The organism is Trichococcus palustris (assembly GCF_900114465.1).
GTDB classification, from domain to species: Bacteria; Bacillota; Bacilli; order Lactobacillales; family Aerococcaceae; genus Trichococcus; species Trichococcus palustris.
On sequence record NZ_FOTD01000009.1, the window covers coordinates 49829 to 74414 of the forward strand.

24 protein-coding genes, 1 other RNA gene and 3 other annotated features are annotated in these 24586 nt (G+C 45.8%); of the genes, 21 read left to right on the top strand and 4 right to left on the bottom strand.

Annotation, left to right across the window (positions count from 1 at the left end; all coding sequences use genetic code 11):
• The first annotated feature begins 277 nt into the window (after nt 1–277).
• The 21 genes from BM101_RS07580 (at nt 278) to BM101_RS07680 (ending at nt 21849) form a co-directional block, all read left to right on the top strand.
• On the top strand, nt 278–1996 hold the full coding sequence (locus tag BM101_RS07580) for a septation ring formation regulator EzrA (RefSeq protein WP_087033384.1): 1719 nt from the start codon (nt 278–280) through the stop codon (nt 1994–1996).
• 210 nt (nt 1997–2206) lie between these two features.
• Nucleotides 2207–3343, top strand: coding sequence for a cysteine desulfurase family protein (locus tag BM101_RS07585; protein ID WP_087033385.1), 1137 nt, complete (start codon nt 2207–2209; stop codon nt 3341–3343).
• Nucleotides 3344–3362: 19 nt separating this feature from the next.
• Nucleotides 3363–4577 (top strand): tRNA uracil 4-sulfurtransferase ThiI, encoded by a 1215-nt coding sequence (gene thiI, locus BM101_RS07590; RefSeq protein WP_087033386.1) that lies wholly within the window; start codon nt 3363–3365, stop codon nt 4575–4577.
• Between the two features lie 111 nt (nt 4578–4688).
• Nucleotides 4689–5183 carry a thiol peroxidase gene (tpx, locus tag BM101_RS07595; RefSeq protein ID WP_087033387.1) on the top strand — a complete coding sequence of 165 codons (495 nt, stop codon included), beginning with the start codon at nt 4689–4691 and terminating at the stop codon, nt 5181–5183.
• Between the two features lie 45 nt (nt 5184–5228).
• Nucleotides 5229–5452: a binding site (T-box leader), on the top strand.
• 60 nt (nt 5453–5512) lie between these two features.
• Entirely contained in the window at nt 5513–8161 is a 2649-nt protein-coding gene (locus tag BM101_RS07600) for a valine--tRNA ligase (RefSeq protein WP_087033388.1), read from the top strand.
• A 92-nt stretch (nt 8162–8253) separates the two neighbouring features.
• Nucleotides 8254–9558: a bifunctional folylpolyglutamate synthase/dihydrofolate synthase gene (locus BM101_RS07605; protein WP_087033389.1), complete on the top strand. Its 1305-nt coding sequence runs from the start codon at nt 8254–8256 to the stop codon at nt 9556–9558.
• A gap of 12 nt (nt 9559–9570) precedes the next feature.
• Nucleotides 9571–10233, top strand: coding sequence for an HAD family hydrolase (locus tag BM101_RS07610; RefSeq protein WP_087033390.1), 663 nt, complete (start codon nt 9571–9573; stop codon nt 10231–10233).
• Nucleotides 10234–10293: 60 nt separating this feature from the next.
• A complete protein-coding gene (gene radC / locus BM101_RS07615; RefSeq protein ID WP_087033391.1) occupies nt 10294–10986 on the top strand; it encodes a RadC family protein in 693 nt (230 codons plus the stop codon).
• A gap of 167 nt (nt 10987–11153) precedes the next feature.
• On the top strand, nt 11154–11354 hold the full coding sequence (locus BM101_RS07620) for a cold-shock protein (protein ID WP_087033392.1): 201 nt from the start codon (nt 11154–11156) through the stop codon (nt 11352–11354).
• 711 nt (nt 11355–12065) lie between these two features.
• Nucleotides 12066–13085 carry a rod shape-determining protein gene (locus tag BM101_RS07625; RefSeq protein WP_087033519.1) on the top strand — a complete coding sequence of 340 codons (1020 nt, stop codon included), beginning with the start codon at nt 12066–12068 and terminating at the stop codon, nt 13083–13085.
• 41 nt (nt 13086–13126) lie between these two features.
• The gene (mreC, locus tag BM101_RS07630; protein ID WP_087033393.1) at nt 13127–13981 is read left to right on the top strand and encodes a rod shape-determining protein MreC; all 855 of its coding nucleotides are present in this window, start codon (nt 13127–13129) and stop codon (nt 13979–13981) included.
• Nucleotides 13981–14505, top strand: coding sequence for a rod shape-determining protein MreD (gene mreD, locus BM101_RS07635; protein WP_177194436.1), 525 nt, complete (start codon nt 13981–13983; stop codon nt 14503–14505). The genes mreC and mreD overlap by 1 nt, the downstream gene beginning before the upstream one ends.
• 70 nt (nt 14506–14575) lie before the next feature.
• Nucleotides 14576–14823, top strand: a binding site (T-box leader).
• Nucleotides 14824–14933: 110 nt separating this feature from the next.
• Nucleotides 14934–15725: an amino acid ABC transporter substrate-binding protein gene (locus BM101_RS07640; protein WP_218149902.1), complete on the top strand. Its 792-nt coding sequence runs from the start codon at nt 14934–14936 to the stop codon at nt 15723–15725.
• A gap of 148 nt (nt 15726–15873) precedes the next feature.
• Nucleotides 15874–16671, top strand: coding sequence for an amino acid ABC transporter substrate-binding protein (locus tag BM101_RS07645; protein WP_087033396.1), 798 nt, complete (start codon nt 15874–15876; stop codon nt 16669–16671).
• 32 nt (nt 16672–16703) lie between these two features.
• Nucleotides 16704–17339, top strand: a complete 636-nt coding sequence (locus BM101_RS07650; RefSeq protein ID WP_177194437.1) for an amino acid ABC transporter permease — start codon at nt 16704–16706, stop codon at nt 17337–17339.
• Between the two features lie 16 nt (nt 17340–17355).
• On the top strand, nt 17356–18036 hold the full coding sequence (locus tag BM101_RS07655; RefSeq protein ID WP_087033397.1) for an amino acid ABC transporter ATP-binding protein: 681 nt from the start codon (nt 17356–17358) through the stop codon (nt 18034–18036).
• Nucleotides 18037–18360: 324 nt separating this feature from the next.
• Nucleotides 18361–18434 (top strand) — a sequence feature (ribosomal protein L21 leader region).
• Nucleotides 18435–18450: 16 nt separating this feature from the next.
• Entirely contained in the window at nt 18451–18759 is a 309-nt protein-coding gene (rplU, locus tag BM101_RS07660) for a 50S ribosomal protein L21 (protein ID WP_087033398.1), read from the top strand.
• A 14-nt stretch (nt 18760–18773) separates the two neighbouring features.
• On the top strand, nt 18774–19109 hold the full coding sequence (locus BM101_RS07665; protein WP_087033399.1) for a ribosomal-processing cysteine protease Prp: 336 nt from the start codon (nt 18774–18776) through the stop codon (nt 19107–19109).
• Between the two features lie 33 nt (nt 19110–19142).
• Complete coding sequence (gene rpmA, locus BM101_RS07670; RefSeq protein WP_068560128.1) at nt 19143–19427, top strand: 50S ribosomal protein L27; 285 nt, start codon at nt 19143–19145, stop codon at nt 19425–19427.
• Between the two features lie 145 nt (nt 19428–19572).
• Nucleotides 19573–20595 (top strand): class I SAM-dependent methyltransferase, encoded by a 1023-nt coding sequence (locus BM101_RS07675; RefSeq protein ID WP_087033400.1) that lies wholly within the window; start codon nt 19573–19575, stop codon nt 20593–20595.
• A gap of 54 nt (nt 20596–20649) precedes the next feature.
• Nucleotides 20650–21849, top strand: coding sequence for an acetate/propionate family kinase (locus BM101_RS07680; protein WP_087033401.1), 1200 nt, complete (start codon nt 20650–20652; stop codon nt 21847–21849).
• Between the two features lie 112 nt (nt 21850–21961).
• Here the strand turns inward: BM101_RS07680 and BM101_RS07685 are convergent, their stop codons facing one another.
• The 4 genes from BM101_RS07685 to BM101_RS07700 form a co-directional block, all read right to left on the bottom strand.
• On the bottom strand, nt 21962–22429 hold the full coding sequence (locus BM101_RS07685) for a universal stress protein (protein ID WP_087033402.1): 468 nt from the start codon (nt 22427–22429) through the stop codon (nt 21962–21964).
• A gap of 124 nt (nt 22430–22553) precedes the next feature.
• A complete protein-coding gene (locus BM101_RS07690; RefSeq protein ID WP_087033403.1) occupies nt 22554–22856 on the bottom strand; it encodes a hypothetical protein in 303 nt (100 codons plus the stop codon).
• 126 nt (nt 22857–22982) lie between these two features.
• A non-coding RNA gene (gene ssrS / locus BM101_RS07695) (6S RNA) lies at nt 22983–23172 on the bottom strand.
• Between the two features lie 104 nt (nt 23173–23276).
• Complete coding sequence (locus BM101_RS07700) at nt 23277–24548, bottom strand: replication-associated recombination protein A (protein WP_087033404.1); 1272 nt, start codon at nt 24546–24548, stop codon at nt 23277–23279.
• Nucleotides 24549–24586 lie beyond the last annotated feature (38 nt).

A 24586-nucleotide genomic window follows, 5' to 3' on the forward strand; every position in this document is an offset into this window, starting at 1 on the left:
TACACGAAGCTCATTGTACCAAAGAAAGCCAGCTGATGCAAGAATTAGTTGGCATTTCCAATCAGATCAGTGTATCTTGTATCTTGTTATGTGAAAAACTAAATTCTAGTTGGCTGATTCAGGGGAAAAGAAGCAGAACATGCGAAATGCAAAGCATGCTAAAATTTTTGGTACATGAACAGTTCTTTATATGTTATACTAAAAAATGATATATTGGGCGTTTTCATTTTTATAAATAAAATAAACGAAATTATTGGAATAGGTGGAGGATTGTTACATGGAGTTTATATACTGGTTAGTTGCGATCATAATGATAGTCTTGATTGGATATGGAGTGGTTATGTACTTAACCAAACAACAAGCAAATCGAATTAAGGAAATTGACGACAAAAAACAAAAAGCTATGGCCATTCCGGTAGCTGATAATTTATTTACTTTAAAAAATATGAATTTGACAGGCCAAACAAAAAGTACCTATGAAAGCTGGCAAGCAACTTGGCAGACCATCACCCGGTTTCAGTATCCTGAAATTGAGGCTGCTTTGGTCAGCGCCGAACAACATATCCAACGGATGAATTTCATTAAAGCGAAACAAGCCATCGTTCATGCGGATCAATTGATCGATGAAACCAAAAACAGTGTCGAAAAAGTCAATAAGGCTTTGGAGAAATTGTTGGAAAGCGCAAAGGAAAACCGCAAAGAATTGGAAGAAATCCAAGAGCGCTACAATAAAATCCGCAAGCAATTGTTGGCGCATAGCTTCAATTTTGGGCCTGCCATCGAAACGTTGGAAAAAAATCTCAACTATATGGAATTGGATTTCACGAAGTTCAACTCTTTGACAAGCGAAGGCGACCATATGGAAGCGAAAGAAGTCCTCTCCCGCATTGAACAGGACTTGACGGTGATGGAAGAAGTTGTTGAAACAATTCCTCAATTGAATGAGCAGATCAAAGCGGAGTACGAAGAACAGATCATTGATTTGAAAGATGGCTATCAACGTCTGTTGAATGAAAAATATGTCTTTGAAACGGTTGATGTCCCTGCAGAAATCGCTTCCGTTGAACGGATCATCCAAGAAGCGAAAGATTCGATCGGACTTGCCGACGTCAATGAAGCAAGAAAGAAAATGGATAAAGCGTCAAGGGAAATCGATTCGATATACGGCATCATGGAAAATGAAATGGGAGCCAAAGAGTATGTCGATCGCCATACAGCAAACCTGCAAAGAAAAATGGATCACGTCTTGCAAAGCAACCGTTATGTGTTGCTGGAAATTGATCGCGTCGCCCAAAATTACTTTTTGAATAAGAACGAATTGGGCCGTGCACAGGAATTCGAAGAACAATTGCTGAAAGAGAACGAAGCGCTACGTTACTACGAAAAAATGATGAGGGAACACCAAATCGCTTATTCGGTCGTCAGAGATTACTACGAAAAAATTAGCCAGCGTTTGTCTGAAATCGATAAAGAACAGTCTGAGCTGGTCAGTAGCCTGAGCGATTTGCGCAACCGCGAGAAAGAAATAAAAGACAGCATCGATGTGTATGAGCTGGATATGCGCAATATGAAACGTACAATCGAAAAATATCATCTGCCCGGTTTGCCCAACGTATACTTGGATCTGTTTTTCTCCGTGACAGACCGCATCGAAGAATTGGCTTCTAAATTGAACCGAGTGAAGATTGATATGGAAGAAATCGAAAATATTTCGCAAATGTGTGAAGAGGACATCGAGATGTTGGATAATCAGACCCAAGCGATTGTCGACAACGCCATGCTGACGGAATACATGATTCAATATGCGAACCGTTACCGCCATTCCCATGTTGAAATTGAGAATGCCATCAATAGGGCCCTGGAACTGTTCCATCGTCAATATAAATACGACGAGTCCCTTGCAGCGATAAAAATTCCGTTGAACCGTATTGAGCCAGGTGCAGCTAAAAAAGTGGAAGATTCCTATTTCGAAGAAAAGAACCGCCGCATTTTCTAATCCACCCACCAAACAATCCATTCCATGAAAGAAAGAGTCTGGGACATTCGTGTCCCAGGCTCTTTCTTTTAACCACCTTCGTTCGATATGTGCAGCAAAGAGAAATATGAGAATATGGCGAGACTTACTTTTCATAGTGGCAAGTTTTCTATATAATGGGTTAGATGTTTGAGAGGCAGTCTGAATGACATAAGGAAGTGTGGCGTAACGATGATTTATTTTGATAACAGTGCAACGACTAAGATGTATCCGGAAGCCTTGGATACTTATCTGAAAGTGAACGAAAAGATATTTGGGAATCCATCCAGTCTGCACCAGCTCGGGAATATGGCGGAGGCTTTGCTGAAACAATCCCGCAAGCAAATCGCCGATCTGCTGGGCGTAAAGACGGATGAAGTATTCTTTACGAGCGGTGGGACAGAGAGCGATAATTGGGCCATCAAAGGCACTGCCATGGAAAAACGTGCTGCGGGTAAGCACATGATTGCTTCTTCGGTGGAACATCCCGCGGTGACAAGGACAATGGAACAATTGGAAATGCTGGGCTTCGAAATCACCTATCTGCCGGTAAACGATAGAGGCGTTGTTTCAGTCGCTGACCTGGAGCAAGCGCTGCGCAAGGATACGATTTTGGTTTCGATCATGGCCATCAACAATGAGGTGGGAAGCATCCAGCCGATCAAAGAAATCGGAGCATTGTTGGAAGAGTACCCTTGGGTGCATTTCCATGTGGATGCCGTCCAAGCTGCGGGGGAGAGCAATCCGATCATCCAGCATCCCAGAATCGATCTGCTGTCTTTATCCGCCCATAAATTTCATGGGCCCAAAGGAGTGGGCATCCTTTATAAGAAACATGGAAAACGAATCGCTCCGCTGTTGACCGGAGGCGGCCAGGAATCAGGCATGCGCAGCACAACCGAGAATGTCGGCGGCATCGCGGCTATGTCAAAGGCATTGCGCATGACGTTGGAAGCAAGCGAAGAAAACACCAAACAGGAACGGTTGATCCGCGATAAACTGGCTGCCTTTTTGAGCGCCTATGAAGATGTTCACGTGTTCTCCCCTGAGGACGGCGCTTCGCATATCCTCTGTTTTGCGATGAAAGGGGTACGCGGGGAAGTGATGGTCCATGCCTTCGAGAATGAAGGGATATTCATTTCCACAACGAGCGCCTGCTCCAGCAAAAAAAATGATGTGCCGTATACATTGGGCTCGATGGGCGTCAATCCGGCATGGTCCAGATGCGCCGTACGGATCAGCCTTGCAGGGGAGAATACGGAAGCGGAAGCGGAAGCCTTTATGGAACATTTCAGGACATTACATAAAAAATTCAAAAAAATACAATAGGTACAGAAGGGAACAACAAATGGAAACTCGCATACAAATTCGTTTCGGCGAATTATCGACTAAAGGAAAAAATAAAAAGCGGTTTGTGCAACAGTTGGCAAAAAATATCCGCATGGTGATGACGGGATACCCGCAAATCAAGATCAATGCGGAGCATGATTCAATGTCGCTGGAATTGAACGGCGCGGACGAAACGGTTGTATTGGAAAAATTAAAACATGTATTCGGCATCCAAAACTTTTCGCCGGTCTATGCGGTATCCCGGGAATTGGATGAAGTCAAGCGTATGCTTGTCGCGTTGCTGGGCAAAATGGACCTTGAAGGGAAAACGTTCAAGATTGCGACGCGCCGCGCCGACCATGATTATGAATACGACACGAATTTTTTGAATGCGGCATTAGGCGAAACGGTATTGGCGGCTTTCCCTTCCCTTACCGTGAAAATGAAACATCCGGATATCTTGGTCCGGGTGGACGTAAAAGACAAAGGGATCTTGCTGAGTACGGAAACGTATCAAGGCGCTGGTGGGTTGCCGGTGGGATCGAGCGGCCGCGGCATGCTGATGCTGTCCGGCGGCATCGATTCTCCGGTTGCCGGATATTTGGCGATGAAGCGCGGCGTCAAAGTGGAGGCTGTGCATTTCCATAGCCCGCCATATACGAGCCCGCAGGCATTGCAGAAAGCCAAAGATTTGGCGGCCAAATTGACGAAGTTTGGTGGGGATATCCAATTTGTGGAGGTGCCGTTCACCGAAATCCAGGAAGAGATCAAGAATCTTGTGCCGGCGGATTATTTGATGACGATCACCCGCAGGATGATGCTGCGCATAACGGATGCCATCCGCGAGGAGCGCCAAGGGTTGGCCATCTTCAATGGCGAATCCTTGGCGCAAGTGGCTTCGCAGACATTGGAAAGCATGATTGCGATAAACGATGTGACGACGACGCCGATCATTCGCCCCGTTGTGACGATGGACAAGCTGGAAATCATCGCGATTGCGGAGCGTATCGATACCTTCGATCTTTCGGTCCAACCGTTCGAAGACTGTTGCACCATCTTTGCCCCGCCTTCGCCGAAGACGAAGCCGCATTTGGACAAGGCGAGGAAATTCGAAGCGAAATTGGATGTCGAAGGGTTGATCGAACGGGCGATGGCCGGCTTAGTCGTGACGCACATCACCGGAGCAGAGGACAGTTCCCATCAACAGGAATCGTTCTTTGCTGACTTGCTTTAATCGTCCGTTCCGTTTTTTTCGGAAATGCTTTCGGTTTGTGGAGCGTTTCCTTATCGTAATTTCCTACTTGTCTGTATAATGAAGTTATTATCGTATAAGGGGGAATTTGTAATGCAAGTAACGCTTAAAGGGGAACCAGTTGAATTAGTAGGGGTCCAACCGATTGTTGGGGAACAAGCTCCGGGATTTTCGTTGTTCAATACTCAGGATGCAAAAGTAACGTTGGATGATCTGAGGGGCAGTGTTGTTTTGATCAGTGTGTTCCCGGATATCAATACTCGCGTATGCGATGCGCAAACAAGACAGTTCAATAAATCGGCGGCAAATTTGGATGGCGTGATTTTGCTTTCCGTTTCCAAAAATACAAAAGAAGAATTGCTGGATTGGTGTGCGGCAAACGGCATCGATATGCAGATGCTGCATGACGATCAAGGCGAGTTCGCCCTTGCCTATGGCTTGGCTATCCCAAAAATGGACAATAAGTTGGCTCGCAGCGTGTTTATCATTGATCAGCATGGCGTATTGGCCTACAAGGAAATCGTGCCGGAAATCTCTACAGCACCCGATTTCGATGCTGCACTAGCGGCAGCTAAAAAATTACTTTAATCTCATTGAGATTTTTATGAAAAGATGCTAAACTGTTTGAGTATAAACAAAGCGACGATCAAGAGGAGTAACTTTACCGGAACTACCAAAGAGAGAAAAGCAGTTGGTGAGAGCTTTTTTGGGGAAGGAAAGCGAAGTAGCTTGTGAGCAGGTGGTGTGAACGTCTACGGACTGGGTAGCATGACTCGGAGTATACTCCGTTATCAAAAAGAGAGACAGGGGAAAGTCCCTGTAATTTAGGTGGTACCGCGATAATAATCGTCCTGCATATAGTTGCAGGGCGTTTTTTTTATTTTCGTTATTAATGAAAGAAGAGAGGGAGTGGCTGAATGTCTAAAGCAGATGCAATGCCGACAAAATACCAACCCCAAGCTGTCGAAGCTGGGAAATATCAAAAATGGGTCGAAGAGGGCCTTTTTAAACCAAGTGGGGATAAAACAAAGAAACCTTATTCCATCGTCATTCCGCCTCCGAACGTAACCGGGAAACTGCATTTGGGGCATGCATGGGATGTTACCCTGCAGGATATGCTGATCCGCCAAAAGAGGATGCAGGGCTATGATACGTTATGGTTGCCGGGTATGGACCATGCCGGTATCGCAACCCAAGCGAAAGTGGAAGCGAAATTGGCCGAAGACGGCATCAGCCGTTACGATTTGGGACGTGAAGCTTTCGTCGATAAAGTTTGGGAATGGAAAGAGGATTACGCCAGCGTCATCCGCGAACAATGGGGCAAGATGGGCATTTCCGTCGATTATTCGCGTGAGCGTTTCACCTTGGATGAAGGCCTATCCGATGCGGTCCGCAAAGTCTTCGTGACCCTTTATGAAAAAGACTTGATCTACCGTGGCGCCTACATCATCAACTGGGACCCGAAAGCAAAAACAGCTCTATCCGATATCGAGGTTATCCATAAAGATGTCAATGGTGCTTTCTATCATTTCCGCTATCCTTTAACGGATGGTTCCGGGTACCTGGAGTTGGCGACGACACGTCCGGAAACGATGCTCGGCGATACTGCCGTTGCCGTCCATCCGGATGATGAAAGATATGCACAATACATCGGAAAAACGATCACTTTGCCGTTGGTGAACCGTGAAATCCCGGTCATCGCCGACGATTATGTCGAAATGGATTTCGGGACCGGTGTTGTTAAAATCACGCCGGCACACGACCCTAACGACTTCGAAGTCGGCCTGCGCCATAACTTGCCGCAGATCAATGTCATGAACGACGATGCGACGATGAATGAGCTTGCCGGCAAATATGAAGGCATGGACCGCTTTGAAGCCAGAAAAGCGATCGTCAAAGATATGGAGGCGCAAGGCTTCCTGGTGAAAGTGGAAGAAATGATGCACAGCGTCGGCCATTCGGAACGTACGGATGTCATTGTGGAGCCGCGCATCTCCACCCAATGGTTCGTCAAGATGAAGCCTTTATCCGAAAGAGCCGTTCAAAACCAAAGTACAGACGAAAAAGTATCCTTCTATCCGGAGCGTTTTGAAAATACCTTCCTGACGTGGATGGATAATGTCCATGACTGGGTAATCTCACGCCAATTATGGTGGGGACATCAAATCCCGGCTTGGTATCATAAAGAAACTGGCGAAATGTACGTCGGCATGGAAGCACCGGCCGACAGCGAAAACTGGACACAGGACGAAGATGTCTTGGATACGTGGTTCAGCTCCGCTTTATGGCCATTCTCGACGATGGGCTGGCCGGATGAAGATGCCGAAGATTTCAAACGTTACTTCCCGACAAGCACATTGGTGACGGGCTATGACATCATTTTCTTCTGGGTAAGCCGGATGATTTTCCAAAGTCTGGAATTCACCGATCACCGTCCGTTTGAGAATGTTTTGATCCACGGTCTGATCCGCGATGAGCAAGGACGCAAGATGAGCAAGTCCTTGGGCAACGGCATCGATCCGATGGATGTTGTCGAAAAATATGGCGCCGATGCTTTGCGTTGGTTCTTGGCGAATGGCTCAGCGCCCGGACAGGATGTCCGTTTCAGCTACGAAAAAATGGATGCGGCCTGGAACTTCAACAACAAGATCTGGAACGCCAGCCGTTATGTTTTGATGAACCTTGGAGACCTGGAATACAAGGATATCGCCATCACCGGCGAAAAAACGACTGCCGATAAATGGATCCTATCCAACCTGAACAAAACGATCGCGAAAGTGACGGACTTGTTCGAGAAATTTGAATTCGGTGAAGCGGGCCGTCTGCTGTATCACTTCATCTGGGATGATTACTGCGATTGGTACATCGAAATGACCAAAGAAGTGCTGCAAGGGGATGATGAAGAAGCGAAGCGCACGACAAGAAGCATCCTGGCCCATGTGTTGGATAATGTGTTGCGCCTATTGCACCCGATCATGCCGTTCATGACCGAAGAAATTTGGCAGAATGTACCGCATGAAGGCAGCTCGCTCGTTGTTGCGGCTTACCCGACAGCTGATGCGGCCTACTTCGATGAGGCAGCCGAAGAGGCGATGGATAAATTGATCGAACTGATCCGCAGTGTGCGCAATGTCCGCAGCGAAATGAATACACCGTTGTCCAAAAAGGTCAATATGCAAATCAAAGTGAATGATGCCGAAACGGAAACAATCTTCAACGAAAATAAATCTTACATTATCCGTTTCTGTAATCCGGAAACGCTGGAAATCAGCCAGACGATCGAACCAGCAAGCGATGCCGTGACAGCGATCATCGCCGGCGGGGAGGTATACATGCCGTTGGCCGGTCTGATCAAGCTGGAAGATGAAATCGCCCGCTTGGAAAAAGAGGCTGAGAAGCTGAACAAAGAAGTGCAACGGGTGGAGGGCAAACTGAAGAACGAAAAATTCATCAGCAAAGCGCCGCAGGACGTCGTTGACGGCGAGCGTCAAAAGGAAGCCGAGTACCGCGAAAAATTGGTGGCCGTGGAAGAACGGATTGCTTCATTGAAGGAACAATTGGCATAATCGTTTAAAATAGAATAGAAAAAGAGAAAACCTCATTTAGACAGAACGCTATGTAAATGGGGTTTTCTTGAACAAAAGGAGCAGTTTAGCGGATGTTTACAACCTATGAAGAAGCAATGGAATGGATCCACACCCGCAAAGGGATGGGGCCGAAGCCGGGGATAGCACGGATGAAGTGGTTGATGGAGAAACTGGATCATCCGGAACGGAAATTCAGATCCATCCATATCGCCGGCACAAACGGGAAAGGCTCGACCGTGGCTTATTTGCGGAGTCTGTTTATGGCAGCCGGTTACTCGGTGGGCACCTTCACTTCCCCGCATATCGTGAGCTTCAATGAACGGATCAGCATAGACGGCAACGATCTTTCTAACAATGATATTCTGGAGCAGACCAACATTCTCTATTCGCTGTACCAAGAAATCAGCGAGACGGAATTGGGCGCGTTGACGGAATTCGAAATTGTGACGGCGATGATGTTCTCTTACTTCGGCTCGCACCCTTGCGATGTCGTCTTGATAGAGGTCGGTCTGGGCGGGCTGTATGACAGCACCAACATTGCCGAACCGGACGTATCGATCATCACGACCATCGGCAAAGACCACATCAATATTTTGGGGGATACCATACCGGAAATCGCCCATCAGAAAGCCGGGATCATCAAAAAGGGGACACCTGCAGTGATCGGGAGATTGCCGGAGGATGCTTTGCAAGTCATGCGGGAAAAGGCAAAAGAAGAAGCTGCACCCTTATTCGAATACCGGAAAGATTTTACGGCATCAAACTGGCATGATGTAGCGGAGCATTATCATGAAGCCTTTGACTTTTCATCCGCTCATGTTTCTTTCGAGGGCATCGAAATCCCGTTGATGGGCGGACATCAGGTCGATAATGCCGCAACGGCCCTGCAAGCTTTTCTGCTCTTCTGTGACAAGTGCGGATTCGCTTACTCGGAAGAGTCCATTAAGGCCGGTTTCCTGCGTACGGCGTGGCCGGTTCGCCTGGAAATCATTTCACAAAAACCGTTCATTTTGCTGGATGGCGCACATAACGTCCCGGCAATGGAAGTGCTGGCGGATGCGCTGAACAGGAAATTCGCTGATAAAAAAATAACGATTTTGTTGGCCGCATTGGCCGACAAAGACCTGGAGCAGATGGGCGCTTTGATCAAAACGGTGCCGAACAGCACCCTGTATGTGACTACTTTTGAATCTCCGCGGGTGGCATCGGTCGAAGAATTGCGGTCGCGGATGGGCGTGGCGGAAGAAATGACCTTCGCTGATTGGCGTCAAGCGGTCGATGAGCTGAAAGCGAAGCAGTCCGAGGGCGACATGCTCTTGATTACGGGCTCCCTGTATTTCCTTTCGGATGTACGGCACTACCTACTAAACAAGTAAAGGGGTTTTTACATGAAAAAGAAAGCCGTCATCTTTGATATGGATGGATTGATGTTCGACACGGAAAAGCTGGGTTATCAAGCGCAAGGGCAGTTGGTGAAGGAGTTGTGCTTGGCTATACCGTTTGATTTTGATTATTATTTGAATCAGGTGGGACGATCGGATAAGGATGTCTTCCATGATTTGGTGTCGGATATCGGCGATCCGGCCTTGACGTCATTGTTCCAGAAGAGAACCAAAGAAACGCAGGCTGCGATAGCGTTGGACAAAGGGATTCCGGTGAAAGCGGGTCTCCGTGAATTATTGGCGTTCCTGGAAAGGGAAGGTGTAGCCTGTGTCGTCGCCTCCAGCAGTCGGCGCAAGGAAGTCACGTTCTATTTGGAGCTGGCGGAAGTGACGCACTATTTCAAATATCAAATCTGCGGCGATGAAGTGGCGTTCGCCAAACCGAATCCGGAAATATTTCTTCGCGCCTGGGAACCTTTAGGCTTTGCGAAGGAAGAGTGCCTGATACTGGAAGATTCCTTGAACGGCATCCGCGCAGCCTATGATGCTGCCATCGAGGTCATCATGGTTCCGGACCTGATTGCCCCGAATGAGGAAGCGGAGGGAAAGGCTGTGGCGATCCTGCCGGACCTGCATGCCGTCATGGCTTGGCTGAAGGACAACGGATAACGATAAAAATTTTCCCGCCTTTTCACGTATTTACCTAGTAGATACAAGAAGGGGAGGAAAATGATGGCGCAAGAGACCAATTTGTTGATGGAAGTACCGAAGGCATCCCGTCCCCGGGAGCGCTTAGATCAATACGGGGAGAAGGCGTTGGCGACGCATGAATTGCTCGCAATCGTATTGCGGACCGGGCCGAAAGACAGCAATGTCATCCAATTGTCTTTACGGGTGCTGAATGAATTTGAGGATCTGTATTCTCTGAAGATGGCATCGGTTGAAGAACTGATGGGGATCAAGGGCATCGGCCGGACCAAGGCGATCGAAATCAAGGCATGTGTGGAATTAGGCATCAGGATTGCGAACGCCACCCAATTGAAGAGCGGGACGATCACCTCGACCCAAAGCGCCGGATCGTTGCTGCAAAAGGAAATGAGGGACCTGCAGCAGGAGCATGTCGTCGCGCTCTACTTGAATACAAAGAATGAAATCATCAAGAAGAAGACCATCTTCATCGGTTCGCTGAATAGCTCGGTGGCGCATCCGCGGGAAATTTTCCGTGAAGCCGTGCGTTTTGCGGCCGCCCGCATCATCCTGGCGCACAATCATCCTTCCGGCAATCCGGAACCATCTGAGGCGGACCTGGTTTTCACCCGCAGGATGGTGGAATGCGGGGAAATGATGGGCATCGAGGTATTGGATCATTTCATCATCGGGGTCAACCAGTATCTCAGCCTGAAGGAGTTCGGGATTGTCTGATTCAAATCCAATCGCGTTTTTTATACAGGATGTTGCGTTATTCACTTATATAGTGTATAATAATGTTATTGTTTTTGTTAGGTAAAGAAAAGTTTGTCATGAACATTCCTATCGTACCATAAGCAAGAATAACAATTTTTAGTGCTTTGCACGAGGAGGAATTTTTCATGGAAAAAGGAACAGTAAAATGGTTTAACTCAGAAAAAGGGTTTGGATTTATCGAACGCGAAAATGGAGAGGATGTATTCGTACATTTTTCAGCTATCCAAGGCGACGGATTCAAATCATTAGAAGAAGGCCAAGCAGTTTCATTCGAAATCGTTGACGGCAACCGTGGACCACAAGCTTCTAACGTTGAAAAAATCTAATTTTCCGCAACGAAAAGCCGACTGATATTTAAATGAACAAAGGGTCCGGGACGAAAGTCCTGGGCCCTTTTTTAGATGTCTAAGAAAGTTTAAATTTTTTTGATATGAGAAGCGCATCATTGCAAGTATTTCACAGATTTCTAAGAAGTTTCACGCCATCACATGATGTCCAGCGGTCCAAGCCTGCCTCTGGGAAGGGAAGAGGAAGGGTCCTCTTGGCTCTGCGAGCCAAGACATACTGTTCGACAAGGCATGAGTTCTTGTCATCTTTGCTACCTAAATAAGATTCCAAGAAGCACCTCAAACGTCGCACTGTGACGAATGAAGGAACCTCTTGAATCTTACGATTCAAGACATACTGTTCGACTAAACGATTGAAAACGCTAGTCTCTCAGCAATTGCGCGCTATGCTCAAATGCATATTAGTCTTAGGAATTCATTCCTTAGACTACTAGTACAAGGCGGCTGCAAGGAACGTTGCTTCCTTAACATTTCTGTCGAGGCAGGGCGGGCTTGGACCGCTTTTCTTATGCCCGAGGCATTGCAGATGCGATTTGGATGTCCATCCCGTTACAGATTTTTTCAATTATTAATTCTTTTTTTGTTTTGTTACATAGGTATTATTCTGGTTCTGATTTGTGGTAAAATAGAAAAGAATTTGATTGATGGGATAATCCGCAGTCAGCAAGACGGAAGGATGAGAAGTGCTTGATTAGTTTTAATTTAAGAGGACAAAACATAGGGATTGATTTGGGTACGGCTAATACGATCGTATTCATTGCCGGAAAAGGGATTGCATTCAGGGAACCTTCTGTCGTAGCAAAAAATATCCACACCGGTGAAGTGCTTGCGGTCGGTGAAGAGGCCTTTCAGATGCTGGGCAGAACGCCAGGGAGCATTGTGGCGTCACGTCCGATGAAAGAAGGGGTCATTGCCGACTACGATACGACCGTTGCCATGATGAGATATTTCATCCAAAAAGCGACAGGGAATGCCTTCGTCAAACCTTACGTGATGGTTTGCGTACCCAGCGGCGTTACCGAAGTGGAAAAAAGGGCAGTCCTTGATGCGACCAGAACGGCCGGCGCAAAGGAAGCCTTCATCATAGAGGAACCTTTTGCCGCAGCGGTAGGAGCGGGTCTGCCAGTGCATGCTCCCACAGGGAACATGGTTGTCGATATCGGTGGCGGAACAACAGACGTTGCGACCATTTCCTTGGGCGGAATCGTCACCAGCAGGTCAAATCGTGCAGGGGGAGACAGGATGGATGAAGCAATCATCCAATACATACGCAAGAAATACAGTCTGTTGATCGGCGAGCGTACGGCTGAAATCATTAAAAAAGAAATCGGCTGCGCGGATATTGAAAAAGCTGCGGCCTATGGTTCGATGGATATCCGCGGACGGGACATGGTCAATGGCCTGCCGAAGACAATTGAAATAAATGCGGTCGATGTGGCCATCGCCATCCACGATGTGGTGGAGAGCATCATTTTATCGGTCCGGGAAGTATTGGAAGAAACGCCACCGGAAATATCAGCGGACGTCATCTATCATGGCATCGTGTTGACGGGCGGGGGCGCATTGCTGAAAAACATTGCTGAAGTGATTTCCGCAGAAGCGGAAGTGCCGGTCTTTATAGCCAATGATCCATTGGATTGCGTTGCAATCGGAACCGGCGAAACATTAAAAAATATAAATGTCTACAAACGCAAATCATTTAGACAATAGAGGAATGAATGTGAAAGTGATGTACGAAATGAGGTGTCAATGTGAATCAGTTTTTTAACAATAAAAAATTGATTGTCCTATTGATCAGTGTGATTACCTTTATCAGCTTAATAGCGTATTCTCTGACGAATGGAAGAGAAAAAACATCCGTTCCGCAACAGGTAGGAAACGATGTGACGGGTTCCATTGCCAGAATCTTTTCCAAACCAGCAGAAGTAGTGGCGAATTTTGTTGATTCAGTTGATAATCTGATGAATACGTATGAAGAAAATCAGGCTTTGAAAAGTAAAATTGATACCGTCTATGAATTGCAAGTCAAAGTGTATGATTTAGAGAAAGACAACGAACGGATGAAGGAAGAATTAGCTTTAAAAAGTACCATATCGGAATATGAACAAATCAATGCATCCGTGGTTTCCCGTAATCCGGACAGTTGGTTGAACCAGATCGTCATCGACAAAGGCAGTGAAGATGGTGTGGCGATCGATATGTCCGTCATGGCCGGGAACGGATTGATCGGGCGCGTTTCGGAAGTGAATCCGACCAGTTCCAAAGTGCTGTTGCTGACAACTTCGAATGATGCCGCTAATCGCGTTTCCGCTGAAATCCAAACGGAAAGCGGATCGGTCCACGGTATTGTGAACGGCTACGATGAAAAATCGAAAATGCTTGCGATGTCTCAGATTCCTCCTGATGCTGAAATAAAAGTTGGGGACAAGGTTATAACGTCGGGATTGGGCGGCGTTTCTCCGAGCACGCTATTGATCGGTACCGTTGAAAAAATCGGCATGGATAATTACGGTCTGTTTAAAGAAGTGACCATCAAGCCGGCCGGGGAAATCTATGACATCCGATTCGTCACCGTCATCAAACGATTGAGTGGGAGTGGTGAATGATGGTGCAAAATAGATCGCTGCATCATACCTATTTACTGCCGCTAGTCATATACCTGCTGCTGATGTTGGACGGCTTTCTGTTGAATGTTTTTGCCAGGCAATTTCTGAATGATGACTATACACTCGTTCCGCATCTGGTTTTGTTGGGCTTCGTGCTGTTTACTTTCTATTTTCCGAAGCAGCCGATGCAAGTGTATGCGATCGTATTCGGCTTGCTTTTTGACAGTTACTATACGGGCATTTTGGGAGTCTACATCGTTGCCTTTTCCGTTGTGGTCTACCTTGTCAAAAGTATTCAAAGACACTTGAGCGAAAATGTGTTCGTTGTCGTGCTGTTGTTCATTCTGTCGATTATTCTGGTCGATTCTTTTGTTTTTGGATTTTATTCCGTGGTCGGAATCACGCAGATGGATTTTTCTACCTTTGCCGCTGTCCGTCTTGGGCCGACGCTCGTTCTGAACATCGCCTTTTTTATTGTCGGTTATTATCCATTGGTCAAGTTGATCGCCTGGATGCATGATTAGAAGTGGCTGAGGATTTTTTCGGCAAAATACTTGCTTTTCCGTAATGCTATGTTATTATTGTCTTAAATTAAAAAATGCAAGGAAGAGAAAAAGTAACTTTTGCCTATTTTTAGAGAGTTTGCGGCCGGTGTAAGCAAACAATGGAATAAAGCGAACACACATCTCTGAGCAGGAAAGCTGAAAAGACAAATTTGTCCCGAGTAGGTTGCCCCGATTGTGCCCGTTACAGCACTGGCGTTTCAAAGCGGAACGTTATAAGGTGATATCTGTGAGGATATTGCAAAAAAAGGTGGAACCACGATTTCAATCGTCCTTTAATTTCCTGACGGAAGTTGAAGGGCTTTTTTTTGGCTGCGCCTGAAAAAAGCTTGGAACCGCCATAAAAATGTCGGCATCAATAAAAAAATACATCATTTGGAGGAATGAAGATGAAAAAATTAGCTTTCTTATTAATGACAACCGCCGCTATGTTGGCGGCATGCGGCAATGGTTCTACTGAAGATTCTTCGGCTGTGACTGAAACGGGAATCAAAGAGCATTTAGTTATGGGATTGGATGACACGTTTGCACCAATGGGTTTCAAAGATTCAAAAGGTGAAATCGTAGGGTTTGACGTAGACTTGGCGAAGGAAGTCGCTAAACGCCTGAATGTTGAAATCACTTTCCAACCGATCGATTGGGCAATGAAAGAAACCGAATTGAATTCCGGCAACATCGATCTGCTTTGGAACGGCTACACAATCACCGACGAACGCAAAGAAAAAGTTCTTTTCAGCGAACCTTATTTGAGCAACAAACAAATCATCGTAACGATGGCTGACAGCGCGATTGAAACAAAAGCTGATTTAGCCGGTAAAGTCGTTGCGACACAACAAGGATCGGCATCAGTTGATGCCATCAACGCCGATACAACCGGCATCGTCGCTCAGTTCAAGGATGGTGCACCGCTGTTGTACCCTACCTTCAATGACGTCTTCAATGATTTGGAGAGCGGACGTACGGACGCGATCGTCGTGGATGAAGTGTTGGGACGCTATACCATGAAACAAAAAGGCGCCGAGAAATACAAAGTGTTGGCAGATAATTTCGGCGAAGAAGAATACGGAGTCGGTATGCGCAAGGAAGACACAGCTTTGAAAGCGGCGATCGATAAGACGATGAGTGAAATGAAGGCAGACGGAACATATGAAGAAATCTACAGCAAATGGTTTGCTGAATAAAGCAATCCGGATATAATGCGTTTCGGACAGGTTCCTTTTTGGAGGCCTGTTCTGCGTTTTGCAGAACGCAGCGGAAACGGCTTGTCGCTGTTCCGGCGACAGGAAAAGGTTGGCATTTTTTATTGAATAAAGGGGAGTGGGCAGAACGATGAGAAGGATGAAAAAAGGTTTATATACGGCAATGGGATTGTTTCTTTTGGCAGGCTGCGGCGCAGGGGACACCAGCGATTCTTCAGCCACCTCAACAACGTCTGAAAAGGAAAAGTTGGTCGTTGGGTTGGACGAGACATTCGCGCCGATGGGATTCCGCGACGAAAACAATGAAATCGTAGGCTTTGACGTTGACTTGGCGAAAGAAGCAGGCAAAAGGATCGGCGCCGAGATGGTATTCCAGCCAATCGACTGGGCGATGAAGGAAACGGAATTGAACACCGGCAACATCGACATGATATGGAATGGCTATGCCGTTACACCGGAAAGAGCCGAAAAGGTGTTGCTGAGCGATACCTATATGGAAGACCACTCGATCATTGTTGTTTTAAAGAACAGCGATATCAAGACAAAAGCCGATCTGGAAGGAAAGATCGTTTCCACGCAGCAATCATCCAGCATCGTCGCTGCCATTGAAGCGGATCCTTCGGGAATCTATGACAAATTGGGTGGGGAATTGGTTCTGTATCCTTCGAACAACAATTCCTTCAGCGACTTGGAAGCAGGGCGGGTTGATGCGGTTGTCGTCGGCGAAGTATACGGACGCTATTACATCAAACAGACCGGCAAAGATATTTACCGCGTATTGGATGATAACTTCGGTTCGGATGAAATGGCGGTCGCCTTTAAATTAGGCAACACCGATCTACAAAAGCGCGTGAACGATGCATTGAAGGAAATGAAAAATGATGGAACCTTCGATAAAATCTACGATAAGTGGTTCTACAGCGAATAACGAAAATTAATGGTCAGAAAGAGGTTTACATAATGGACTTGTTACAAACGATACTGCCTTCACTCATCGGTGGGCTAAAAATGTCCCTTACGCTGTTCTTCATCATCGGTGTGGTCAGCATCCCGTTAGGATTTTTAGTGGCCGTCATCCGGGTATACGGGCCGAAATGGTTGGGTTTTCTGATTCAAATCTATATTTTTATCATGAGGGGAACCCCGCTGTTGCTTCAATTGATGTTTGTTTTCTTCGGCTTGCCGTTGGCGGGCATCACATTGGACCGTTTTACTGCAGCCGTCCTGGCATTCATCATCAACTATGCAGCGTACTATGCGGAAATTTTCCGTGGCGGTATCACTGCAGTGCCGAAGGGACAATTTGAGGCTATTTCGGTTTTGGGTATCGGTAAAGTGAGAGGCTTTTTCAAAATCATCATCCCGCAGGTGATAAAAATTGTTTTACCTTCAATCGGAAATGAAGTGATTGCATTAGTGAAAGACACTTCCTTGGTTTACGTCATCGGTTTAGGGGAATTGCTCCGTGCAGGCCAAATCGCCGCCAATACCTATGCGTCATTAGTCCCGTTCCTTGCTGTCGGCGTTGTGTACTTAGCCGTGACGGCAATCATTACGGTTCTGTTGAATTGGTCGGAGTCAAAGGGGAATTATTAAGGAGGAACAGGCAGTCATGTTATTACAAGCAATGAATTTAAGCAAAGCCTATAACCATGTACCGGTCATCGATGATTTTTCGTTTGAAATTGATGAAAAGGAAATTGTTGTCCTGGTGGGGAGATCCGGTACAGGCAAAACAACGTTGATGCGATTGATCAACAATCTGGAAAAGGCGGATCAAGGGACCATTTCCATCGATGATGCCGTCCTGTGCAAACAAGGTCTGCGTGGAGCGGAATACGCAGACAGAAAGAAAAGACGTATTTATCAAAATAAAATCGGCATGGTGTTCCAGGATTATGCCTTATTCCCGAACCTTTCCGTACTGGACAATTTGCTGGAAGCGCCGCTTGCACAAAAATTAGGCAGCCGGGAAGAATTGACGACAAAGGCAAAAGCATTGTTGGAAAAAATGGGACTGGCAGAAAAAATTGAGGCCATGCCATCAACCTTATCCGGCGGACAAAAACAAAGGGTGGCCATCGCCAGAGCGATGATGTTGAACCCGCGTGTGCTCTGCTTTGATGAACCGACGTCAGCTTTGGACCGTGAATCATCCGATAGCATCGGGGAATTGATCCAACAAATAGCCGCCGACGGAACGGGTATACTGATCGTGACGCATGATACTGAATTTGGACAAAAGTATGGCACCCGCATCGTTTCCTCGAGCGAGTTCCTCAAAAATATTTGAACGTGAAGGACGGTACTGCCGATTCTTGCAAAAAATATAAATAAAAATAACCCGGTGAAATAGGCAGCCAATGCTATTTTATCGGGTTATTTTGCGTACAAGGCATATGCCCCCTTTATCCGACATGCTCTCTTTGCATATGTCCTGGCACCACAGCTAAGCCCTTTCAAGGACAGTCTCGCTGCATAAAGGGGTGAACGGGCAAAAGCAAGCAGAAGCAAATGCCATGCCCGTGCCATCAAAAGCGAAATGCGAAATCTGTAAATGTTTTTGTTGACTCGGCGGTTTATTTTTGATAAGCTATTAATGTTGTAAATGTGCGCACCACAGCTACAACCGCACGAATAGGAGTCATGAGACCTGCAAGGGCACTCCGTTTGGCGAGTCTAAGTAAAATAAGGAGGTGCAGAGAATATGTACGCAATTATCAAAACTGGTGGTAAACAATTAAAAGTTGAAGTTGGTCAAGCAATCTACATTGAAAAATTAGAGGCTGAAGCTGGTGAAAAAGTAACTTTTGATGAAATCGTATTTGTAGGTGGAGAAGAAACTAAGATTGGCGCTCCATTCGTAACAGGTGCTTCTGTAGAAGGCACTGTTGAAAAACAGGGCAAAGAAAAGAAAGTCACTACTTTCAAATACAAGAGAAGAAAAGATACACACCGTAAACAAGGTCATCGTCAACCTTATACAAAAGTAATCATTGACGCAATCAACGCATAAGAGTGTGAATAATCATGATTGAAGTAAAATTTAGAAAAGATGATCATGGCAACCTGCTTTCTTTCGAGATTACGGGACATGCCGGGTATGGAGTGGAAGGCGAAGATATCATCTGCGCCGCTGTTTCTGTACTGGCCATCGAAACTGTAAATAGTGTTGAACGGTTAGCCGGTTATCAAATGCTTGTTGATGAAGCGGATGATGAAGGCGGGTATCTCTACGCAGAAATACTTTCCGAAAGGGAAGCAGAGCAGCAATACATTACGCAGATTTTACTGAAGCATCTATTCTATTCGCTGGAGGATGTCGCTGAGACATATCCAGATTATGTATCAATACAAATGAAATGAAACTGTACTACTGAATAAGGAGGTGCAAACCACATGTTGAAATTGAATCTACAATTGTTCGCCCACAAAAAAGGGGGCGGATCCACTACCAATGGACGTGAGTCTCAATCTAAACGTTTAGGAGCTAAACGTGCAGACGGACAAACAGTAACCGGCGGATCAATTTTATACCGTCAACGCGGAACTAAAATTCATCCAGGTACTAACGTCGGTATCGGTGGAGATGACACTCTATTTGCAAAAGTTGACGGTGTCGTTCGTTTCGAACGTCTAGGCCGTGACAAAAAACAAGTTTCTGTATATCCTACAGCTAAATAATTCTTGTACTTTTGCCGATTAACCAATTACATACACAAAAGAAACCTTGCGGGGGCAAATGCTCAGTCACTTCCTTCGCGGGTTTTTTTGTTGATTTTTTGCAAGGGATAGGATCTATTCATGCAAAGTCTTAGGAAAGAGCAGGGTGAACAATTTGAAAGCAACAAATGTTGAAAGTCTATTCACATTAATGGATGAAGCGATAGCATTACTTCAAAAGGAAGCTGAACTTTCTTACATAGAAGCATTGGCGGAAACTTTGGAAAACCTATCCTTCGGAGGGAAAGCGCAGCAAGTAGAGGGCCTTCCTTCGGAGGACACAATCGAAAAGCTGAATCGTTTCTATAAGGACATGAACCTTGAGGTGCTGGATAAAGAGGTTATCCGCAAAGGCATTCAATTGGCATTCATCAAAGCAACCAAAGAAGATAAATTACAGATGAATCACCAGATGACACCGGACACGATCGCTTACCTGATTGCCTATTTCATATCAGACATTAAAAAGGATAAGCAAGCGACGCTGCACATTACCGATTTAGCGGCTGGGACCGGAAATCTGTTGAACATCGTCATTTCACATCTGGCCAACAGAGGCAATACCATTACGGCCGATGCGGTTGAAAATGATGATCTTTTGATCAGCTTGGCGGCGAACAGCGCCTTTTTGCAGGGGTTATCCGAAAAAATCCATTACACGCATTCGGACAGCTTGCAGGAGCTTTTGATCGAACCAGCGGACATCATGGTTTCGGATTTGCCGATCGGCTATTATCCAGTCGACGAACGTGCGAGAAACTTCAAAACGTCATTTTCGGAAGGTCATTCCTTCACCCATTTCTTAATAATTGAACAAAATGTGAAATATTTGAAAGAATCCGGTTGGGGCATCTTTGTTGTTCCTTCCACACTTTTTGAAACAGATGAAAGTTCTGTGTTATTAGGATGGTTGAATGAAAACGCCTATTTACAAGCTTTTCTGAGCTTGCCTTCGGATCTGTTCTATAAAGATGGATTGAAAAAATCAATCATTATTGTACAAAAAAAAGGTCCGAACGCTTTCCAAGCTGAACAAGTTCTTTTGGGGGATATCCCGAACATTAAAAATGCACAAAAGATGAGAGATTTCCTGGATATTTTCCACAATTGGAGTTTAAAGATGCTATAATAATTACTATAGTTTAAAAAAAAGTATCTAAGATAACTCAAAGGAGCGGAAAAAATGTCTAAAATAATCGCTATCAATGCTGGTAGCTCAAGTTTGAAATTCACCTTATACGCGATGCCCGAAAAGGAAGTCGTTGCAACCGGAATAATCGAAAGAATCGGATTAAATGATTCTATCTTTACCATCAAATACGGTGAAGGCCAAAAATATAATGTAACCGAAGATATCGCAAACCATGAAATTGCCGTTCAAAATTTATTGGATCAATTAATGGCTTTGAACATTATTGAAAGCTTTGACGAAATTACCGGTGTAGGACACCGTGTCGTTGCAGGTGGAGAAATCTTCAAAGATTCAGCTCTTGTAGACGATAAAGTTTTGGAACAAATCGAAGAATTAGCTGAATTGGCGCCATTGCACAACCCAGCTAACGCAACCGGAATCCGCGCATTCAAAAAATTGCTTCCGCAAATCACAAGCGTTGCCGTATTCGATACTTCCTTCCATACAACAATGCCTAAAGTGAATTACTTATACAGCATTCCGATGGACTATTACGAAAAATATGCAGCAAGAAAATACGGCGCTCACGGAACAAGCCACCGCTACGTTTCCGAACGTGCAGCTGAATTGTTGGGCAGACCGATCGAAGAATTAAAAATCGTTACTTGCCACATCGGTAATGGCGGTTCTATCACTGCCGTTCAAGGCGGAAAATCGATCGATACATCAATGGGCTTCACGCCATTAGCTGGTATCACAATGGGAACACGTTCAGGCGATATCGATGCCTCTCTTATTGCTTACTTGATGGGCAAATTAGGCATCACTGACATCAATGAATTTGTTGACATCCTGAATAAAAAATCAGGTCTGTTGGGTCTTTCCGGCGTTTCCAGCGATATGCGCGATGTTGAAGCTGCTGCTGAACAAGGCAATGAGAATGCACAAATCGCATTGGATATCTTCTATAACCGTATACAAAAATATATCGGTCAATATGTAGCTGTCATGAATGGCGTAGATGCCATTGTCTTCACTGCTGGTGTCGGCGAAAACTCTGCACCGACACGCAAAATCATCATCGACGGCATTTCTTGGTTCGGTTGCGAAATCGACGACGAAAAGAACAATGTACGTGGAGTAGAAAGAATCATTTCGACCGATGATTCAAAAGTGAAAGTATTATTGATCCCTACTGATGAAGAAAAAATGATCGCTCGCGACGTAGTTCGTTTCAGCGACAAATACTAATCTCTAGCGATTGAAGCATAAAAAGAGAGGGCACATCATTTTCGATGTGTCCTCTCTTTTCGTTTTTTTCTGTGGACTCGCTCATGCGGAAGCCCTCGGTTTTTGTATCATTTTATTTTTTAGGGTGTGCTTTGTTTTCCAGATCGGTTCTGACGACCAACACATCGCAAGGCGCATTGCGGATGACGTATTCTGACACGGAACCGATGAACAGTCTTTCGACCGCATTCAGCCCGGTCGCACCGATCATGATCAAGTCTACGTTGTATTCTGCAGGCAGATCCTTGGCAATGATCACTTTTGGCGATCCGTATTCGATAATGGTTTCCACGTCGGTGAGCCCTTGATTAGAAGCGTAGGTTTTATATTCTTCCATCAACGTCTTGGTCTGACGAACGATTTCATCCGTGAAGCTACCTTCGAACCCAGTAGGGGTTTGGATGGCTCGGGTATCAATGATATGAGTAATGATAATTGCTGCTTTGTTCCGTTTTGCCACTTCTACAGCTTTGCGGAATGACAGTTCAGATTCTCGGGATCCGTCAACCGGAATCAAAATTTTAGTATATTCTTGAAACATATTTACCACTCCTCTAAACTATTATCGCTTACAAGTATATTTTACTCCACATTAAACGAAAATGAAAGCGTGTTCTATCTTTTGGGGAATTATGTAAAGGCGCTAACAGGGAAGGTCATCCTGATTACTTGCTTTGCTCCTTCAAAACAGCGGCAAGCCGGAGGCTGAAAAAGGCCGTAAAGACCGTCGCCAACACTAATAAAAGGGCGTATAAAAAGGGGGTTCTGAGAAATATTGCCACAAAACAAAGTAGGCCGAGCAGGATGTAAAAGAGGCCGCTCCGCTGGAAAAGGCGTTGATTTCTGTTGGCTTGTTCCACGCTGATGTTTTCGCTGTTCAGGACAAAGACGGTGGAACCCTTCAGTCTGATAAAAAATCCGACGGACAACAATAAAACGGCAAATAGGGCAATCAATAATTCGATCATGGAAATCCTCCTAGTGGGTATATGATTTAAACAAGGCATGTTTGGGCATTGATTCTAAGGCCAGGATCAACGCTGCATAAAGAAAAAAGCTACTCAAAGAGTAGCTTCCAAAGTATAAAACTTTATAAGAAATCCGATGGTGCCGGTGTGTATATTCTACTAGTTTTGAACCCGCATATAAGCAGGTGGGCTCCAATACCCAGTTTCTAACTACCAAATGATAAGGCGTGTTATCCACCGGAGTAAACAGGATCCCAAGGTAGTAAGAAATTGTTCGGTCAACACATTGAGAATAAATCGAACACCTCAGAAATCTATATACGTATAGTAGCATATTAATCTGTGGTTGGCAAGTGAAATACAACCATTTTTTTTGGGAAACATCATCGTACCAACGGGTTAAACGCTACCAATGTCTGATCAAACATCCTTGTTGAAGCGCTTGTTCATTTGACTGGCCAATGCCTGCTCATACTTTCCGGTCGCCGCCGGTTCATAATAATGCTTCCTTTTTAAGGAGTCCGGCAGATATTGTTGTTTTACCCAGTGGTCGGGAAAATCGTGCGGGTATTGGTAACCGATTCCCCGGCCTAATTTACTTGCACCGCTGTAATGGGCATCACGCAGGCTATCGGGGATGGCCCCGGATTTTCCCGCCCGTACATCCGCGAGTGCGCTGTCCATGGCCAAGTAGGCTGAATTTGATTTGGGCGACAAGGCAAGATCGACAACGGCATTCGCCAGCGGAATCCGCGCTTCCGGAAGGCCTAATTTTTCGGCGGCCTGTACTGCCAAAACGGTACGGGCTACAGCCTGGGGGTTGCCCAGGCCGATGTCTTCATAGGCGCAAACCATCAGCCGTCTGCAGGCGATCAGTAATTCCCCGGCTTCCAAAAGGCGGGCCAAGTAGTGCATCGCGGCATCCACGTCGCTTCCGCGGATGGATTTTTGGAAGGCGGATATGACGTCATAATGCGCATCCCCATCTTTATCATGGACGAGTGCCTTCTTTTGGACGCATTCTTCGGCAATAGCCAACGTAATGGTTATCGTACCATCATCATCGGCTTTGGTTGAAAGCACCGCCAGTTCCAAAGCGTTCAGGGCTCCACGCAGATCGCCCATGGTGCTTCTTGCAAAGTGAAGGAGGGCATCTTCTTCTACGATGATTTTATCTTTGCCGAGGCCTCTTTTCTCATCTGCAAGCGCCCGCTTCAAGGCGATCGTGATATCCGCAATCGTCAAAGGCTTCAATTCGAAAACTTGGGTCCTGCTGCGGATGGCGGGATTGATGCTGATGTAGGGGTTTTCGGTTGTCGCGCCTATCAAAATGACCTGGCCATTTTCCAGATGGGGCAAAAGGAAATCCTGTTTCGGTTTATCCAAACGGTGGACTTCATCCAAGAGCAGGACGACTTGCCCGGAAAACTTGGCCTCTTCCACAACAATCTGCAAATCTTTTTTTGTATCCGTCGCAGCATTCAATTGGCGGAACGCGGAATTTGTGGAGCCTGCAATGGCACTGGCGATACTCGTCTTGCCGATGCCGGGTGGTCCATAAAGAATCATGGAGGACAGCATTTTTGCATCGACCATGCGGCGGATGATTTTATTTTTGCCGACCAGGTGGCTTTGGCCGACAACTTCGTCGATATTTGCAGGCCGCATACGGTATGCTAAAGGTTGTTTCATGTTGGTCTCCTTTTCTTTTTTCTCCATTATAGTTCAGC